15 protein-coding genes are annotated in these 16,947 nt (G+C 73.7%); 4 read left to right on the top strand and 11 right to left on the bottom strand.

All coding sequences use genetic code 11. From position 1 onward, the window contains the following. The first annotated feature begins 160 nt into the window (after positions 1-160). Positions 161-568 carry an effector-associated constant component EACC1 gene (locus ABEA42_RS17825; RefSeq protein WP_345505227.1) on the top strand — a complete coding sequence of 136 codons (408 nt, stop codon included), beginning with the start codon at positions 161-163 and terminating at the stop codon, positions 566-568. Continuing rightward, positions 544-2,910 (top strand): caspase family protein, encoded by a 2,367-nt coding sequence (locus ABEA42_RS17820; protein ID WP_345505226.1) that lies wholly within the window; start codon positions 544-546, stop codon positions 2,908-2,910. Before ABEA42_RS17825 ends, ABEA42_RS17820 begins: the two co-directional genes overlap by 25 nt. Before the next feature lie 16 nt (positions 2,911-2,926). On the opposite strand, the gene ABEA42_RS17815 is transcribed toward ABEA42_RS17820, so the two are convergent. From ABEA42_RS17815 to ABEA42_RS17790, 6 genes are read right to left on the bottom strand one after another with little or no spacing between them, the layout of a single operon-like run. Further along, positions 2,927-3,397, bottom strand: coding sequence for a GNAT family N-acetyltransferase (locus ABEA42_RS17815; protein WP_345505225.1), 471 nt, complete (start codon positions 3,395-3,397; stop codon positions 2,927-2,929). A 26-nt stretch (positions 3,398-3,423) separates the two neighbouring features. Next, positions 3,424-4,251: an ABC transporter permease gene (locus tag ABEA42_RS17810; RefSeq protein ID WP_345505224.1), complete on the bottom strand. Its 828-nt coding sequence runs from the start codon at positions 4,249-4,251 to the stop codon at positions 3,424-3,426. Further along, positions 4,248-5,078 carry an ABC transporter permease gene (locus ABEA42_RS17805; RefSeq protein ID WP_345505223.1) on the bottom strand — a complete coding sequence of 277 codons (831 nt, stop codon included), beginning with the start codon at positions 5,076-5,078 and terminating at the stop codon, positions 4,248-4,250. The genes ABEA42_RS17810 and ABEA42_RS17805 overlap by 4 nt, the downstream gene beginning before the upstream one ends. Beyond that, positions 5,078-6,013 (bottom strand): ABC transporter ATP-binding protein, encoded by a 936-nt coding sequence (locus tag ABEA42_RS17800; RefSeq protein ID WP_345505222.1) that lies wholly within the window; start codon positions 6,011-6,013, stop codon positions 5,078-5,080. The genes ABEA42_RS17805 and ABEA42_RS17800 overlap by 1 nt, the downstream gene beginning before the upstream one ends. Before the next feature lie 33 nt (positions 6,014-6,046). Continuing rightward, entirely contained in the window at positions 6,047-7,078 is a 1,032-nt protein-coding gene (locus ABEA42_RS17795) for an NAD(P)H-dependent flavin oxidoreductase (RefSeq protein WP_345505221.1), read from the bottom strand. Then, positions 7,075-7,296, bottom strand: coding sequence for a DUF3046 domain-containing protein (locus ABEA42_RS17790; RefSeq protein WP_345505220.1), 222 nt, complete (start codon positions 7,294-7,296; stop codon positions 7,075-7,077). The genes ABEA42_RS17795 and ABEA42_RS17790 overlap by 4 nt, the downstream gene beginning before the upstream one ends. Before the next feature lie 98 nt (positions 7,297-7,394). Between ABEA42_RS17790 and ABEA42_RS17785 the strand changes: the two genes are divergently transcribed. Continuing rightward, entirely contained in the window at positions 7,395-12,182 is a 4,788-nt protein-coding gene (locus ABEA42_RS17785) for an ATP-dependent helicase (protein ID WP_345505219.1), read from the top strand. A 3-nt stretch (positions 12,183-12,185) separates the two neighbouring features. Continuing rightward, positions 12,186-13,052 carry an Fpg/Nei family DNA glycosylase gene (locus ABEA42_RS17780; RefSeq protein WP_345505218.1) on the top strand — a complete coding sequence of 289 codons (867 nt, stop codon included), beginning with the start codon at positions 12,186-12,188 and terminating at the stop codon, positions 13,050-13,052. Between the two features lie 45 nt (positions 13,053-13,097). Here the strand turns inward: ABEA42_RS17780 and ABEA42_RS17775 are convergent, their stop codons facing one another. The 5 genes from ABEA42_RS17775 to rimO all read right to left on the bottom strand — a co-directional run bounded on the left by ABEA42_RS17775 (position 13,098) and on the right by rimO (position 16,937). Then, positions 13,098-13,685: a GrpB family protein gene (locus tag ABEA42_RS17775; protein WP_345505217.1), complete on the bottom strand. Its 588-nt coding sequence runs from the start codon at positions 13,683-13,685 to the stop codon at positions 13,098-13,100. Positions 13,686-13,699: 14 nt separating this feature from the next. Further along, the gene (locus ABEA42_RS17770; protein WP_345505216.1) at positions 13,700-13,999 is read right to left on the bottom strand and encodes a helix-turn-helix domain-containing protein; all 300 of its coding nucleotides are present in this window, start codon (positions 13,997-13,999) and stop codon (positions 13,700-13,702) included. A 133-nt stretch (positions 14,000-14,132) separates the two neighbouring features. After that, on the bottom strand, positions 14,133-14,792 hold the full coding sequence (locus ABEA42_RS17765) for a CinA family protein (RefSeq protein WP_345505215.1): 660 nt from the start codon (positions 14,790-14,792) through the stop codon (positions 14,133-14,135). Between the two features lie 7 nt (positions 14,793-14,799). Next, positions 14,800-15,462, bottom strand: a complete 663-nt coding sequence (pgsA, locus tag ABEA42_RS17760) for a CDP-diacylglycerol--glycerol-3-phosphate 3-phosphatidyltransferase (RefSeq protein ID WP_345505214.1) — start codon at positions 15,460-15,462, stop codon at positions 14,800-14,802. Then, complete coding sequence (rimO, locus tag ABEA42_RS17755) at positions 15,459-16,937, bottom strand: 30S ribosomal protein S12 methylthiotransferase RimO (RefSeq protein WP_345505213.1); 1,479 nt, start codon at positions 16,935-16,937, stop codon at positions 15,459-15,461. Before rimO ends, pgsA begins: the two co-directional genes overlap by 4 nt. Positions 16,938-16,947: the final 10 nt, after the last annotated feature.

Below are 16,947 nucleotides of genomic sequence, written 5' to 3'. Positions count from 1 at the left end.
CGAGCCGACGAACAGCCTGTGGACGTGGTCCTGGAGGGGGTGCCACCTGTGGACGAGCATACCGAACACGTGTTCGAAACAGCAGAGGCGGACCCACGACACGCCGGGTCGGCGGCAGTAGGATCTTCGGTGCAGGGAAACCGAGCCGGGAGGCGGGCCGATGGAGCCCATGGTGCACCTGACCCTGGCCGAGGGCGGCTCCGACCCGGACCGGCTCGACCAGCTCACGCGGCAGCTCCGCGACGAGCTCGGCCACCTCGACACGGTGGACGTCCGGAGGCCGTCGTCGGCCGCCGCTCCCCCGGGCGCCCGGGGCGTCGACGCGCAGACCGTGAGCACGCTCGCCGTCGCCCTCATGGGCTCTGGTGGCCTCACGGCCCTGGTCACCGCGGCACGCGCGTGGCTCGACCGCGGGCACGAGGCACCCCGGAACATCCGCATGGAGGTCGACGGGGACGTCCTGGAGCTGTCCGGCGCCACCAGCACCGAGCAGGACCGGCTGGTGTCCCTCTTCCTGGACCGCCACGAGCGAGAGACCCCGTCATGGACGGCCGGCGCACAGCCCTGATCGTCGCCAGCGACGAGTTCGAGCACCCGGGCCTGAACCGGCTGCGGGCCCCGATGGCGGACGCCGAGGCCCTCGCCGCCGTGCTGGGCGACCCCGAGATCGGCGGCTTCGAGGTCCGGGTGGTCCACAACGCGCCCTCGCACGCCGTCCAGGGCAGCATCGAGGACCTCTTCGCCGAGGGGCGGCCCGACGACCTGCTCCTGCTGCACTTCTCCGGCCACGGGCTCAAGAGCGACTCCGGCGAGCTCTTCCTCGCCGCCACCAACACCCGACCCGACCGCCTCGCGTCCACCTCCGTGTCTGCCGACTTCGTGCAACGGTGCATGCGTGGGTCGCGGGCCCGCAGCATCGTGCTCTTCCTCGACTGCTGCTACGGCGGGGCCTTCGGTGAGGGCGTCGCGGTCCGGGCGGCCGGCCCCGCCAACGTGCTCGACAGCTTTCCTGCAGGCAAGCTCGGCGGTGGCCGCGGGCGGGCGGTCATCACCGCCTCCAGCGCCATGGAGTACGCCTTCGAGGGAAGCGCCCTGGCCACGGACGACCAGAAGCAGCCGTCGGTGTTCACCGCGGCCGTCGTCGAGGGCCTGCGCACCGGCGCCGCGGACCGCGACGAGGACGGCCTGGTGTCCCTCAGCGAGCTCTACGACTACGTGTTCGACCAGGTGCGCGCCCACAACCCCAACCAGACGCCGAGCAGGGACATCGAGCTGCAGGGCGAGCTCTACGTCGCCAGGAGCCGGCGTCGGCGCGTCCGCGCGGTCCGGCTCCCGGCCGACCTGGGCGCCGCCGTCCAGGACGCCAACATGTACACCCGCCTGGGGGCGGTGGGCGAGCTGCGGGCCCGGCTCGCGAGCCCCGACCCCGGGGTCGCGCTCGGTGCGCTGCACGCGCTGCAGGACGTCGCGCGCTCGGACACCTCGTACGTCGCCGACGCCGCGCGCGAGGCCCTCGCCGCCCTCCCGGCCACACCGGGGACCGAGGCCCCGCGGCAAGCCCTCGCAGCCCAGCCGTCCGCGACGGAGCCGCCCGCACCCGTACCGGGAGACGTCACCCGGGGCGCCAGCCGCACGGCACCCACCCTGCCGGCCGACGGCGACTCCCCTGCCGCTCCACCACCGATCCGGTCACCTGCTGCCGACGCGGAGGCCCACGTGTCGTCACCAGTCGTGCGGCACCGGGTACCGGCCGGCCGGACCCTGCTCGTCGGCGGCGGGCTCATGGTCCTCGCGGTGATGCTCCCCTCCTTCGTGTACGGCGAGGGCGCCTTCGCCTTCCGTGCGGCGCTCGCTGTGGTCCTGCTCGGGGTGGGGGTGCTCGCCTGCGCCACGGGGGTCGCCACCGTGTACGCCGGCGCGTTCAGCGAACGCTGGCGCTGGCCGGTGGCGACCACGGCAGTGCTGGCCTTGGGCACGGCGGCGCTCGTCCTCGACGCCTCGGGCGGCCTGGGTGCGAGCGACGTCGACTTCGGCATCTGGGTCGCACTGGCGGGCTGCCTTACCGCCATCACAGCCGGCGTCCTCGCGGTCGTCAGGGGGCGTCCGGCGCCTGCGACCACGCCCGTCGCCGGGTCCCCGACGGCGCCCACGCCGCTGGCCCGCGCGCTGGGCACGGGCACCCTGGTGGCGTCAGGGACGGTCGTCGCGGCGACCTTCACCGTGCGGTTCACGGGGGACCTCCAGGCGGTGGTCCAGTCGGGCCTGCTGTGGGCATGGCTGTTCCCCGGCTTCGTCGGGCTGGTCGCGGGCGTCCTCTTCCTCCGACCGCGGGCGCGCGCCCACGTCGCAGCCGCCCTGCTCGTCGGGGCCGGTGCAGCCGCCACGTGGGGGCTGTGGGACATGCCCCGGACGTGGAAGGACAGTGGCACCGCCAACCTCGACAGCGGGTACTTCCTCGAGCTCGCCGGCCTGGTCGGGCTGGTCGCCCTCGCCGTGAGGGCCGTGGTCCTCCTGCGGGGCGAGCACGGCCTGTCCCTGGCCCGTCCCGTATGGCGCGCCGTGGCCCTCCCAGCGGGAGTCGGCCTGCTGGCCGCCCTGCCGTTCGTGCGCGTGGCCAGGCTGAACCTCCAGAACTCGCAGACGGGAAACGCCGTCCACGACCTCGTGATGGCCTTCCTCGTCGTGGTCGTCCCGACGCTGACCGCGATGCTGCGGCCCGTGGAGGTGGGACGGTTCGTGCTCCTCGGGTGGTCGTGCGCGGCCGTCGGCACGGTGGTGGACTACGTGCGCCTGCTCAGGGACGCCGGGGCTCCTCTGCTCGGCGTGCCCTACGTGCTCCTGGCGCTCGCCGCGTTCGTGGTCATCGCCCTCGTCGCCCACCCCGGTCGGGCTGCCCCGGGCCCGGCCTGAGCACTCACCTCGGTCGTCAGGGAACGTCCCGGCGCGACTCCCGTCGCATCGGGGTGTGTGGGATGCCGTCCTCGACGAACCCCCTCCCACTCGGGGCGAACCCGAACCCGGCATACCAGTCGACGAGGTGGGACTGGGCGTCCAGGACGACGTCACGCTCCCCCGCCGACTCCAGCACCGAGGACACCAGGAGCGCCGCGAGGCCGCGGCCGCGCCAGGCGCGGGCCGTGGCGACCCGTCCGATGCGCAGCGCGCCGCCGTCGTGCTCGGCGTCGTCCAGCACCCGCAGGGTGGCGACGGGCGCACCCGCGCGCTCGACCCACAGGTGCGTGGTCCGGGGGTCGAGGTCGCGGCCGTCGAGGTCGAGGTAGGGGCAGTCCTGCTCCACGACGAAGACGTCCGACCGCAGCGCCCAGAGCCGGTAGGCGGTCACGGGGTCGAGGTCGGCGAAGGCTGCCGAGTGCACGACGTCCTGGGGTTCGTCCATGGCCGTGATGCTAGGTGCCACCACCCTCAGGACAGCAGCAGCCGTTCGAGACGACGGGCCGCCCCCACGACACCCACCGCGCCGAGCACCAGGAGGTAGGCGACGTGGCCGAGCACACCCCAGCCCACGTCGCCGAGGGTGAGCGCCCGCTCGAGCGCGACCCCGTGGTAGAGCGGTGTGGCGCGCACGACCCACTGCAGTGCGTCGGGGTAGGTCGACAGCGGGAAGAACGTCGCGGAGAACAGGAACATCGGCTGGACCGCGAGGGTGATGTAGTCGAAGTCCACCCACGACCGCATGAACGTCGTCGCGAACATGCCCACCGCGGCGAACGCGAACCCGATGAACACCGCCGCGGGCAGGGCCAGCAGCGCCCACCACGACCGGACGGCACCGGCGAGCAGCGCGATCACGAGGAACGCCGCCGAGTACATGCCTCCTCGCAGCAGCGACCAGCTGATCTCGCCCACCGCGACGTCGCGCGGCCCCATCGGGGTGGCGAGGACGGCGTCGTAGAGCTTGGCGTACTTCAGCTTGAAGAAGACGTTGAACGTCGAGTCCATGACGGCGCCGTTCATCGCGGAGGCCGCCAGCAGGGCGGGCGCGACGAACTGCGGGTAGGTGACGGTCAGGCCCGAGTCGGTGGTGACGGTGCGGACCAGCGCGCCGATGCCGATGCCGAGGGAGAACATGTAGAACACGGGCTCGGCGAAACCGGTGACGAGCGCGATCCACCCGTGCCGGAACGAGGTGATGTTGCGCTCCACGAGCATCCGCGCCAGGCCCGCGCCCGCGGGCATGGGGATGGCCCGGGCGAGGCGTCGCGCGGTCGGAGCCTGCTGCGTCGTCGTCATGAGGCCAGCCTCCGGGTGAAGGTGCGCTCGGCGAGCAGCCAACCGGCGACGGCGTACGCGGCAAGCACGAGCAGGTGCCCGGCGAACGCGAGGGTGCCCCCGGACGACTCCCACCCGCCGGCGACGGCGCGGCACGCCTCGACGCCGTGCCACAGGGGGGTCACCCACGCCACCGGTTGCATCCACGGCGGCAGCTGGTCGACGGGGAAGAACGTGCCGGAGAAGAGCATCAGGGGCGTGATGATCCAGCGGTAGAGGATGTTGAACCCGTTGTCGCCCTCCTGCGTCGCCGTGAACGCGAAGATCGGCGTGACGAAGGCGAGCCCGGTCAGCACCGCGACGGGCAGGCAGGCCACCGCCGACCACGAGTCGAACCCGCCGAACAGGGCGGCGACGACCATGAACAGGCTCGTGGCGACGACGAGGTGGCCCGTGATCGCCAGGAAGTGCCCGGCGAGCACGTCGCGCACGCGCAGCGGCGTCGCGAGCTGGGCGTGGTAGCCCATGTTCCACTTGATGTAGCCGAGCACCTGGTAGCTCGACTCGCTCCACGCGACCCACATCGTCTGCGTCGCCACGATGCCCGGCACGACGAAGTGCAGGTAGGGACGGCCGTCGATGCCACCCGCGCGGTCGTCGACGAGGGCACCGAGGCCGATGCCCATGGAGAGCATGAAGAGCACCGGGGAGAGCATCCGGGTCACGATGCTGCCGCGCCAGGTCCGTGAGTAGACCGTCGCGTGGTAGCCGAACACCGCGAGGACGCGCTCGGTCGCGCTGAGCGGCGACCTCGGCCCTCGTGCGGTGCGGTCCTGGTAGACGGTCATCAGTCGACCAGCGTCCGGCCGGTGAGGGTGAGGAACACGTCCTCGAGCGTCGAGCGGCGCACCAGGGAGGACAGCGGCTGCACCCCGCGGGCGTGGACGTCGGCCGAGGCCCGGTCACCGTCGTGGGCGTAGACCAGCAGGCGGTCGGGGAGCACCTCCACCCGCTCGCCGATGCCGCCCACCTGCTCTGCGTGGCGCGAGTGGTCGTCGACGTCGAACCGCAGCTCGAGCACCTCGCGCGTCGAGTGCTGCGCGATGAGCTCACGCGGGGAACCCTCGGCGACGATCCGGCCGTGGTCCATGACGACGAGGCGGTCGCACAGCTGCTCGGCCTCGTCCATGTAGTGGGTGGTGAGGACCAGCGTCACACCAGAGCGCTTGAGCCGGAACAGCCTGTCCCACAACACGTGTCGCGCCTGCGGGTCCAGTCCGGTGGTGGGCTCGTCGAGCAGCAGGATCTCCGGGGAGTTGATGAGCGAGCGCGCGATGGTGAGGCGCCGCTTCATACCCCCCGACAGGGGCTCGACCTTGTCGCCGGCCCGCTCGGAGAGCTGGGCGAAGTCGAGCAGCTCGGCAGCGCGGGTGCGGACCTCCTTGCGGGACAGCCCGAAGTAGCGGCCGTAGATCCAGAGGTTCTCCTGGACGGTGAGCTCCTCGTCGAGGGTGTCCCGCTGGGGGCAGCTGCCGAGGCGCGCGCGGATGGCGGGACCGTCCGTGGCCGGGTCGAGGTCGAACAGCCGGAGCTCGCCACCACTGACCGGCGAGACGCAGCCCACCATCCGCATCGTCGAGGACTTGCCCGCGCCGTTGGGGCCGAGGAAGCCGAAGCACTCCCCCTTGCGCACCTCGAAGTCGATGCCGTCGACCGCCGTGAACTCGCCGAAGTGCTTGGTCAGGCCCTTGGCCCTCAGGAGGATGTCGTCGTCGCCACTCACTCGCTCAACGCTATCGACTCGGGCCGACAACGCTCACCGGCTTTTCGCGGCCCCGAGCTCGGCGACCAGCAGCCGGGCGAGCTCGGTGGCCGGCAGCGGGCGGACCCGGGCGTGCCCCGCACCGGCCCACAGGTGGACCAGCTCGGCCTCGCCGGTGGCCTTGCCGTGGGCCCGCAACGGCGCCGTGACGTGGTGGACGTGCGGGTACGCCGCGGGGGCCACGTCCGTGAACAGGTCGGTCCACGTGGTGGCGAGGGCCCGAGCACTGCGACCGGTGAAGGCGCGGGTCACGACCGTGCGGTCGCGCCGGGCCAGGGCGTCGACGTGCACGGGGGCGGTACCGGCCTCCGGACAGGCCAGGAACGCGGTGCCCAGGGCGACCGCCGTCGCGCCCAGGTGGAGCAGCTCGGCAGCCCCGTCCCCGGACACCACGCCGCCCGCTGCCATGACCGGCAGGTGTGAGCGGTCCCGGAGGGCGGTCACGAGGTCGCGGACGCCCGGCTGCGGACCGCCGGTGTCCACCGGGCCGCCGCGGTGCCCGCCGGCCTCCCAGCCCTGCGCGACCAGCCCGTCGACGCCGAGCTCGTGCGCCCAGTCGGCCTCGGCAGGGTCGTTGACCGTCACCCACACCTGCGAGCCGGCCGCCCGCAGGCGCTCGACGACGGTGGCCGGTGGCCAGCCGAAGGCGAAGCTCACGACGTCGGGGGCGGCCGCCACGAGCACGTCGACCTTGGCGTCGAAGTCGTCGTCGTCGTAGCGGGGATCGCCGAGGTCGACGCCGGCGGCGGCCGCCCACGGCGCCAGCTTGGCCGCGTACGCGCGGGCCTCCTCCAGCATCGACGGGTGGTCGGGTGAGGGCGCGAAGACGTTGACGCCGAAACCGTCCGGTGCCTGCGGGCGCAGCTCCTCGATGTCGGCCGCCAGCCGTGCGGACGTGAGGTAGGCACCGGCGAGGAAGGGGAAGACCCCGCCACGCGCCGCAGCCGCGGCGAGGGCCACGGTGCTGGGGCCTCCCGCCATGGGGGCCAGGACGAGCGGACGAGCCGCCCAGTCCGGTGCGGTCACCGCGCCGGCTTCCGGTCCACCCCGAGGCGGCGGGACTCGGGGACGTCCATCGCGTCGCAGATCGCGGCCCAGACCACCCGCGGGCTCTCCCCCGCCTCGATCGCCTCCAAGGGCGACCGGTCGCCGAGCACGCCGAGGACGTGGTGCCTGGCCAACGAGCCGGCGTACGCCTCGCCGAACTCGTCGTTCATGAGGTCCCAGAACTTGCTCAGTCGCACGCCGCGAGTCTAGGCACGGGTGGGGACACCGGACGACCAGGCGGTCGTCAGCGTTCGGCGAGGTGGCTGTCGGTGCCAGGTGGCAGGCTGGTCCGCACATGACCAGTGACGTGCTCGACCGATTCTCCGCCGCCACCGCCGAGTGGTTCCGCGGCTCCTTCAGCGAGCCCACGGCCGCGCAGGCGGGGGCCTGGGAGGCCATCAGCTCCGGGCAGCACGCCCTCGTCGTCGCCCCCACCGGGTCGGGCAAGACCCTGTCGGCCTTCCTGTGGGCCCTCGACCGGCTCGCCAGCACCCCGCCGCCGGAGGAGAAGCTCAAGCGGTGCCGGGTCCTCTACGTCTCGCCGATGAAGGCACTGGCGGTCGACGTCGAGCGCAACCTGCGCTCGCCACTGGTGGGCATCGGGCACGCGGCCACCCGATTGGGGCTCCCCCAGCCGGACATCACCGTCGCGGTCCGCTCCGGGGACACCCCGGCCAACGAGCGCCGGGCGTTCGCGCGGACCCCGAGCGACGTGCTCATCACGACCCCGGAGTCGCTCTTCCTCATCCTCACCTCGCAGGCGCGCGAGGCCCTGGCCGGCGTCGAGACCGTCATCCTCGACGAGGTGCATGCCGTAGCCGGGACCAAGCGGGGGGCGCACCTCGCCCTGACCCTCGAGCGCCTCGACGCCCTGCTCGAGCGCCCGGCCCAGCGCATCGGCCTGTCCGCGACCGTCGAGCCCGTGGAGGAGGTCGCCCGCTACCTCGCCGGTGGCCGGCCTGTGGAGATCGTGCGCCCGCCCTCCACCAAGGAGTGGGACCTCGACGTCGTCGTCCCCATCGCCGACATGTCCAGCCTCGGCGAGGTCATCGAGGGCGACCTGTCCGGACCCGCTGCCGGGGGTGAGCGCCGGGCCTCCATCTGGCCGCACGTCGAGGAGCGCATCGTCGACCTCGTCGCCGCGCACCGCTCGACGCTGGTGTTCGCCAACTCTCGGCGCCTCGCCGAGCGCCTGACCAGCCGCCTCAACGAGATCTGGGAGGAGCGGCTCGAGGAGGCCGCGGCGGAGGAGGCGGCGGGCGCCGAGGGGGTGGGGGCAGACACCGGCGGCCTGGCCGACGGCGCGACGGGCGCGACGGCAGGGCCGGCGCGCCCACCTCGTCCCGCCCCGGCCTCCCGGACCCCCGCACAGCTGATGGCGCAGGCAGGCTCGTCCTCCGGGGCACCTCCGGTGCTGGCGCGGGCCCACCACGGCTCGGTGAGCAAGGAGCACCGGGCGCTGATCGAGGAGGACCTCAAGGCAGGCCGGCTGCCGGCCGTCGTCGCGACCTCGAGCCTCGAGCTCGGCATCGACATGGGCGCCGTCGACCTCGTCGTGCAGGTCGAGTCGCCGCCGTCGGTGGCCTCCGGCCTCCAGCGGGTCGGGCGTGCCGGCCACCAGGTGGGTGCGGTCTCCCGGGGCGTGTTGTTCCCGAAGTTCCGCGGCGACCTGGTGCAGACGGCGGTGGTGGTCGAGCGGATGAGGTCGGGTGACATCGAGTCGCTCAAGGTCCCCGCCAACCCTGTCGACGTCCTCGCCCAGCAGGTCGTGGCGATGTGTGCCCTCGACGAGTGGACCGTCGACGACCTCGAGAAGGTCGTGCGGGGGGCCACCCCGTTCTCGTCGCTGCCGAGGTCGATCCTCGAGTCGGTGCTCGACATGCTGTCCGGCCGCTACCCCAGCGACGAGTTCGCCGAGCTGCGTCCCCGCATCGTCTGGGACCGGGTCACGGGAGTCCTCAGCGGGCGCCCCGGCGCCCAGCGGCTCGCCGTCACCTCCGGGGGCACGATCCCCGATCGAGGCCTGTACGCCGTGTTCCTCGCCTCGTCCGAGGGCGCCGGGCGCCGCGTGGGCGAGCTCGACGAGGAGATGGTCTACGAGTCGCGCGTCGGCGACGTCTTCACCCTCGGCACCTCGACCTGGCGCATCGAGGACATCACCCACGACCGGGTGCTCGTCACACCGGCGCCGGGCCTGCCCGGCAAGCTGCCCTTCTGGAAGGGCGACCAGCTCGGCCGCCCGGCGGAGCTGGGACGGGCGGTCGGGGCGTTCGTGCGCGAGGTCGTCGGCCTGTCGGACGCCAAGGCCCGGGCGCGCGTCACCGCGGCCGGTCTGGACGAGTGGGCCACCGACAACCTCCTGGCCTACCTGCGCGAGCAGAAGGAGGCGACGGGCCACGTCCCCGACGACCGCACGATCGTCGTCGAGCGCTTCCGCGACGAGATCGGCGACTGGCGGGTGGCGGTGCACTCGCCCTTCGGCGGACAGGTCCATGCGCCGTGGGCCCTGTGCGTCTCCGCGCGGATGCGTGAGCGGTTCGGGGTCGACGTCCAGGCGATGCACGGCGACGACGGCATCGTCTTCCGGCTGCCCGACCTCGAGTTCGAGGACGGGCGCGGGGTCGGGGCCGAGCTGCTGGAGCTGGTGCGTCTCGACCCGGAGGAGGTCCACGACCGGGTGACCGCGGAGATCGGGGGGTCGGCGCTGTTCGCGGCGCGGTTCCGCGAGTGCGCGTCGCGGGCGCTGCTCCTGCCCCGCCGTCGGCCCGACCGGCGCCAGCCGTTGTGGCAGCAGCGCCAGCGGGCCGCCCAGCTGCTCGAGGTCGCCAGCCAGTACGCCTCCTTCCCGATCATCCTCGAGACGGTGCGGGAGTGCGTCCAGGACGTCTTCGACGTCCCGGGCCTGGAGGACCTCATGCGGGCGGTGGCATCGCGCGAGGTCACCGTCGTCGACGTCGAGTCGCGCCAGCCCTCACCGTTCGCCCGGTCGCTGATGTTCGGCTACGTCGCCCAGTTCCTCTACGAGGGCGACTCCCCACTGGCCGAGAAGCGGGCCGCGGCGCTGTCGCTCGACCCCACGCTGCTGGCCGAGCTGCTCGGACGCGGCGAGGGCCTGTCCCTGCGCGACCTCCTCGACCCCGAGCAGGTGTCCCGCACCGAGAACGAGCTCCAACGGCTCGTGCCGGAGCGCGCCTGCCGCGACGCCGAGGACATCGCCGACCTCCTGCGCGTGCTCGGCCCGCTGTCGTTGCCCGAGATCCAGCGACGCTCGCAGGAAGCGTTGTCCCACAAGGACATCGGCGGTTGGCTCGTCGACCTCGAGGGCGCTCGACGGCTCATCCGCGTCCGGGTCGCCGGTGAGGAGCGGTGGGCAGCCATCGAGGACGCCGGTCGGCTGCGCGACGCCCTCGGGTGCTCCCTGCCGGTCGGGGTCCCTCAGGCGTTCCTCGAACCCGTGCCTGACCCGTTGGGCGACCTCGTCGCCCGGTACGCCCGCACGCACGGGCCGTTCCCCGTGACCACCGTCGCCGGCTGGTGGGGCGTGGGGCCGGCCGTGGCGCTCGACGCGCTGCGCCGCCTCGTCGCCTCCGGCCGGATGGTGGAGGGCGAGCTGCTGCCCCTGGAGAACGGTGGTGGACGTCACGGCCTCGACTACTGCGACGCCGAGGTGCTGCGGATGCTGCGGCGGCGCTCCCTCGCCGCCCTGCGCGCCGAGGTCGAGCCGGTGGCGACGGTCGAGCTGGCCCGGTTCCTGCCCCAGTGGCAGTCGGTCGGCGGTGGCCTGCGCGGGCGCGACGGCCTCGTGCGCGCGGTCGAGCAGCTGGCGGGCGCGGTCCTGCCGGCGAGCGCGCTGGAGACCCTCGTCCTGCCGTCGCGGGTCGTCGGCTACACCCCGGCGCTGCTCGACGAGCTGACGAGCAGCGGCGACGTGGTGTGGCGCGGCCACGGGTCGCTGCCGGGCGACGACGGCTGGGTGTCGCTCCACCTCGCCGACAGCGCCCACCTCACGATGTCCTCGCCGTCGACCGAGCCCCTGTCCGAGGCACAGCAGGCCATGGTCGACGCCCTGTCCGGTGGCGGCGCCTACTTCTTCAGGACGCTCTCCGACGCGGTCGGGGCCACCGACGACGAGCAGGTGCTCGCCGACCTGTGGGCACTCGTGTGGGCCGGCCGCGTGTCCGGCGACACCATCGCCCCGTTGCGAGCGCTGCTGTCCGGCGGCCGCACGGCCCACCGCCGCACCACGTCCGGCCCCCGGTCGTCCCGCTACGCAGGTCGTCGTGGCTCGCTCGGCACCCTCTCCGGCCAGCGGGGGCCGGGCCGCCCCTCGCTCCCCACCCGCACGGGCCCACCCGCCGGGGCCGGTCGCTGGTCGCTGCTCCCGCCGGTGGAGGAGGACGCCACCGTGCGCGCCTACGCCACCGCAGAGGTCCTGCTCGACCGCTACGGCGTCGTCACCCGCGGCGCGGTCGTCGCCGAGGACGTGCCCGGCGGCTTCGCCGGCGTCTACCGGGTCCTCGCTGCCGCCGAGGAGTCCGGACGGGTCCGGCGCGGCTACTTCGTCGAGTCGCTCGGGGCCGCGCAGTTCTCCACCACGGGGTCCATCGACCGCATCCGCGCCGGTGCCAGGACACCCGGCACCGACCCGGACGCGCCGAGCGGGCCGGCCCTGGTGCTCGCCGCCACCGATCCGGCCAACGCGTACGGCGCGGCCCTCCCCTGGCCCGAGCGCGCCGCCGGGGACGACGACGCGACGAGCGAGCCCGGGGGCCCCGCGACACCGTCGCGCAAGGGACACCAGCCCGGGCGCAAGGCCGGCGCCCTGGTCGTCCTCGTCGACGGAGAGCTGGTGCTCTACGTCGAGCGAGGAGGCAAGACCCTGCTCTCCTGGACCGACGACCCCGCGCGGCTCCAGGCTGCCGCCGACGCCCTCGCCCTCGCAGTCCGGGAGGGAGCGCTCGGGCGCCTGACGGTGGAGAAGGCCGACGGTGGGGCCCTGCTCGGATCCGAGCACCCGTTGGTGGCCGCCCTGGCCAACGCCGGTTTCCACGCCACGCCCCGCGGCCTGAGGCTGCGCCGGTGACCCGTGCCTGAGGGCGACACGGTCTGGCGGACGGCCCACCGTCTGCACCAGGCCCTCGCCGGCGAGCGCGTCGAGGTGTGGGACCTGCGGTTCCCCGAGCTCGCGACGACCGACCTGCGCGGGGCCACGACCACGGAGGTCGTCAGCCGTGGCAAGCACGTCCTGCACCGCCTCGACGCCGGCATGACCCTGCACTCGCACCTGCGGATGGAGGGCCAGTGGCGGGTCGAGGCACCCTCCGACCTGCCGCGCTGGCTGCGCCGTGCCGACCTGCGCGCGGCCGTCGGCACGCAGCAGTGGAGCGCGCTGGGGCTGCGCCTCGGCATGCTCGACCTGGTGCCCACCAGCCGGGAGGACGAGTTGGTGGGCCACCTCGGGCCTGACGTCCTGGGTCCTGACTGGGACGCCGCCGTGGCCGTGGCCAACCTGCGCGCGTCGCCGACCACCATCGGCGCCGCCCTGCTCGACCAGCGCAACCTCGCCGGCGTCGGCACCCTGTGGGCCTCGGAGTCGCTGTTCCTCGAGCGCCTGCACCCGTGGACCCCCGCAGCAGAGCTCGACCCGGAGGTGGTCGAGCGGCTCGTGTCGCGGGCTCACCGGCTCCTCGACACCGCACGCCACCATGCGGTGCAGTCCAGCACCGGCAACCGCAGGCGCGGCGAGGAGAGCTACGTCCACGCCCGGTCGGGACGCCCCTGCCGCCGGTGCGGCACCGGGGTGCGTGTGGCGATGATCGGGCCCGCGGGCCAGGAGCGGACGATGTTCTACTGCCGGACGTGCCAGGGCGGGATCGGCCCCACCGACGACGGACGTCCGCAGCGACCCATGGGGTCCGCCGGTGGCCGGGCGAACCCCTACCGACGCGCCTGACCGACCCCGCCGTGACCGCCGCCGCCCGCGGCCGCCCGGGGCCGGTCAGCCGGTCGCCAGCGCGCGCTGCAGGATCTCCTCGACCACCGAGGTCTTCGCGTCGGCGTAGTCCTGCACGTAGCGCCAGCGCCGCTGCGCGAGCTCACGCTTGACCGCGGCATACCGGTCGCGGTCCTCGGGATGGGTCCTGAGCCAGTCACGGAACGCGAGCATCCGGCGGATCTCGCCCGCACCCAGTACCGGTGAGAAGACGTGCACGTTGACGTCGTGCGACGCGCCGTCGACCCGACGCCGGTAGAGGACGCGGTGCTCCAGCCAGTCGGGCTCGCGGATGCGCAGCGTGAGGCCGGCGCCTTCGAGGGCGGGGACGTAGCTCGACTCGTCGGCGGAGTCCGGCACCTGCAGGAGGATGTCGATGACCGGCTTCGCGGGCAGCCCCGGCACGGAGGTCGAGCCGACGTGGTCGACCGCGAGTGCGGTGGGGCCGAGCGCCGCGACCACCAGGTCGCGCTCGACCTGGTAGAGCGCCGGCCACCGGGGGTCGGGGTCGACGACCACGACCGGCACGGAGTACGGCGCCAGCGCGCCCACCACCGCAGGCGACGGCGCCGCGTCGTCCGACGCCTCCGACACGGTCGGGACGGTGCTCAGGCGGCGGAGGCGGAGACCATGGCTGCGGGCGGCAGCGGCAGGGCCACGGGAGCGGTCAGCGCCTCGGTCTCGGCGACGCGCTCGGAGACCTGGCCCAGCACCTCGGACAGCGGCAGGTGCAGCGCACCGCAGATGGAGGACAGCAGCTCGGAGGAGGCCTCCTTCTCGCCGCGCTCGACCTCGCTGAGGTAGCCGAGCGAGACCGAGGCAGCAGCAGAGACCTCGCGCAGGGTGCGTCCCTGCGACTGCCGCTGCTCGCGGAGGACGTCCCCGAGTTCACGTCGAAGCAGGATCAAGGCGCCTCCCTCAGTGGTGCGGTGCGAAGGGTCCGGGGTCCGGACGCTCTGGTGCTGGACAGGTACGTGACCACGGTACCCCGAGCCCCCGACGCCACGCGCGCAGGATTCGGGAAACAGGTGCTCGGCAGTCTCAACCAGCGTCCGACCCGGAATCTTCCGCACCAGTGGTCCCACCCGCCCCGGTGCCGGCGACCGTGCCGGCGACCGTGCTGACCCCCGTCTCGTCAACGGCAACGTCGCCGGCGGCTGCGCCGGTCTCGGCGACGACGTCGGCCACGACCTCGGTCAGCAGCCCCAGCGCGGCAGCCACCGTCTGGCGGCGGATCTGCTGCCGGTCACCGAGCAGCACCAGCGGGCGCACCTCGACCTGTTCGGGTGCCTGGCCGCGCCGGGCCACCGCGACGAAGACCGTGCCCACGGCGTGGCCGTCCTGGGCCTCGGGCCCTGCGACACCGGTGGTGGCGACGCCGAGGTCGGACGAGCACAGCCGGCAGACGCCGACGGCCATCTGCCGGGCGACGTCGGCCTGGACCGCGCCGCCGTCGGCGAGCAGCTGGGCGTCGACCCCGAGCACCTGCTCCTTGAGGTCCGTCGCGTAGCTGATGACGCCCCCGCGGACGACCGCCGAGGCGCCGGGTACGTCGGTGAGGGTCGCGGTGACGAGCCCACCGGTCAGCGACTCCGCGGAGGCCACCGTGAGGGCCGCCGCACGGAGGGCGCTCAGGGTGCGTTCGGCGGCGTCGTGGGGAGACTCGGCGGCTGCGGGCTCCCGAGCGGGCGGTGAGGTCATCGACCCATCATCGACGACGGGCGGCCCGCGCCGCACGCTTCATCTGCGCGCGTTCGCTGGTCTGCCGCAGCCGGTGGGCCTTGAGGGCGATGTCGAGCCCGGTCACGACCGTCACCAGGACGGCCAGGCCGAGCACGACGTCGGCCACGACCTGCCACGTGTGCGCGGCAGGGAAGGTGGTGAGCGGCAGGGTGAACAGGGTCAGCCCCAGGCTCTGCAGCGCGGTCTTGACCTTGCCCCCGCGACCGGCCGGCATGACCCCGTGCCGGATGACGACGAACCGCATCACCGTGATGCCCCACTCGCGGACCAGGACGACGACGGTGACCCACCACGGCAGCTCACCGAGCACCGACAGGCCCACGAACGCCATACCCATCAGGGCCTTGTCGGCGATGGGGTCGGCGATCTTGCCGAAGTTGGTGATCAGGCCGCGGGAGCGGGCGATGTCGCCGTCCACGCGGTCGGTCGCGGTCGCGACGACGAAGACCGCAGCCGCCCACCACCGCATCGCCGCGCTGTCGCCGCCCTGCGCCAGCAGGAGCAGCCCGTAGACGGGCACGAGCAGGATGCGGGAGACGGTGAGACCGTTGGCGAGGTTCCACGCGCTCGGCGCCGGCCGCGACACGGGCTCGGTCATCGGGTCCGGCCGGGGGGCCGACTCGCTCATGCGGGCTCCGCCACGAGGTCGATGCCCTCGGTTGCCACCACCGTCGCGCGCACGATGTCGCCGACGGCCACGTCCGGCCAGTCCTCGGGCGCGAGCAGCGTGACGCCGTCGACGTCCGGACCTTGGTGCTCGGCGCGGCCCACGACCATGGTCTCGTCGTCCTCGTCACCGCTGGGCACCGACTCGACGAGCACGGACAGGACCTCGCCCACGCGCTCCTCGGCCCGCTGGAGGTTGAGCTGCTCGATGAGGGCGGTGAAACGCTCGACCCGCTCGGCGACGACGTGCCCGGGGAGCTTGTCGCCGTACGTCTCTGCCTCGGTGCCGTCCTCGTCGGAGTAGCCGAACACCCCGGTCACGTCGAGGCGCGCCTCGACGAGGAACGCCTCGAGCTCGGCGAGGTCGTCCTCGGTCTCGCCGGGGAAGCCGACGATGACGTTGCTGCGGATCCCGGCCAGCGGCACCCTGGCCCGCACCTGCTCGAGCAGCCCGAGGAAGGCCTCGCGGCCACCGAACCGGCGCATCGAGCGCAGCAGCGAAGCCGACGCGTGCTGGAAGGAGATGTCGAAGTAGGGGACGACGCCGGGCACCGAGGCCATGGCGTCGAGCAGGTCGGGGCGGATCTCGGCCGGCTGGAGGTAGGAGACGCGCACGCGCTCGACGCCGGGCACCGCGGCGAGCTCGGGCAGCAGCTTCTCGAGCAGGCCCAGGTCGCCGAGGTCCTTGCCGTAGGAGGTGGAGTTCTCGCTGACGAGGAACAGCTCCTTGACGCCCCGCTCCCCCAGCCAGCGCGCCTCGGCGATGATGTCGTGGGGACGGCGCGAGACGAACGCGCCGCGGAACATCGGGATGGCGCAGAACGCGCACCGGCGGTCGCAGCCGCTGGCGATCTTGAGCGGGGCCCAGGGACGGCCGTCCAGCCGCGCCCGGATGACGCGCGGCCCGGACGCGGGGACCGGGCCCTCGATCGTCACGTCGACCGGCTCGCTGGAGGCCTCGCCGTGCCCCGGGAGCGCGACGCCCGCGCTGCCCTCCTGGCGCTGGACCGGTGACAGCGGCAGCAGTCTGCGGCGGTCACCGGGGGTGTGGGGGGCCGGGGCGTGGCCGTCGAGGACGGCACGCAGGTGGGACGACATGTCGGCGTAGGAGTCGAACCCGAGCACGGCGTCGGCCTCGGGCAGCTCGGCGGCCAGCTGCTCGCCGTACCGCTCGGCGAGGCAGCCCACGGCGACGACCTTCTGGGTCCTCGACGTGCCCTTGCGGGCGGAGGCCTCGAGGAGCACGTCGATGGAGTCCTTCTTGGCCTGCTCGACGAACCCACAGGTGTTGACGACCGCGACGTCGGCCTCGTCGGCGTCGTCGACGAGCAGCCACCCCTCGGCCGCAAGGCGGCCGGCCAGCTCCTCGGAGTCGACCTCGTTGCGGGTGCACCCCAGGGTCACCAGGGCCACGCTTCGCTGCACGGTCGAGCTCATGCCCACCACT

Origin of the sequence: Pedococcus ginsenosidimutans (assembly GCF_039544395.1) — a bacterium.
GTDB classification, from domain to species: domain Bacteria; phylum Actinomycetota; class Actinomycetes; order Actinomycetales; family Dermatophilaceae; genus Pedococcus; species Pedococcus ginsenosidimutans.
This window is presented reverse-complemented; position numbering and strand designations above follow the sequence as displayed.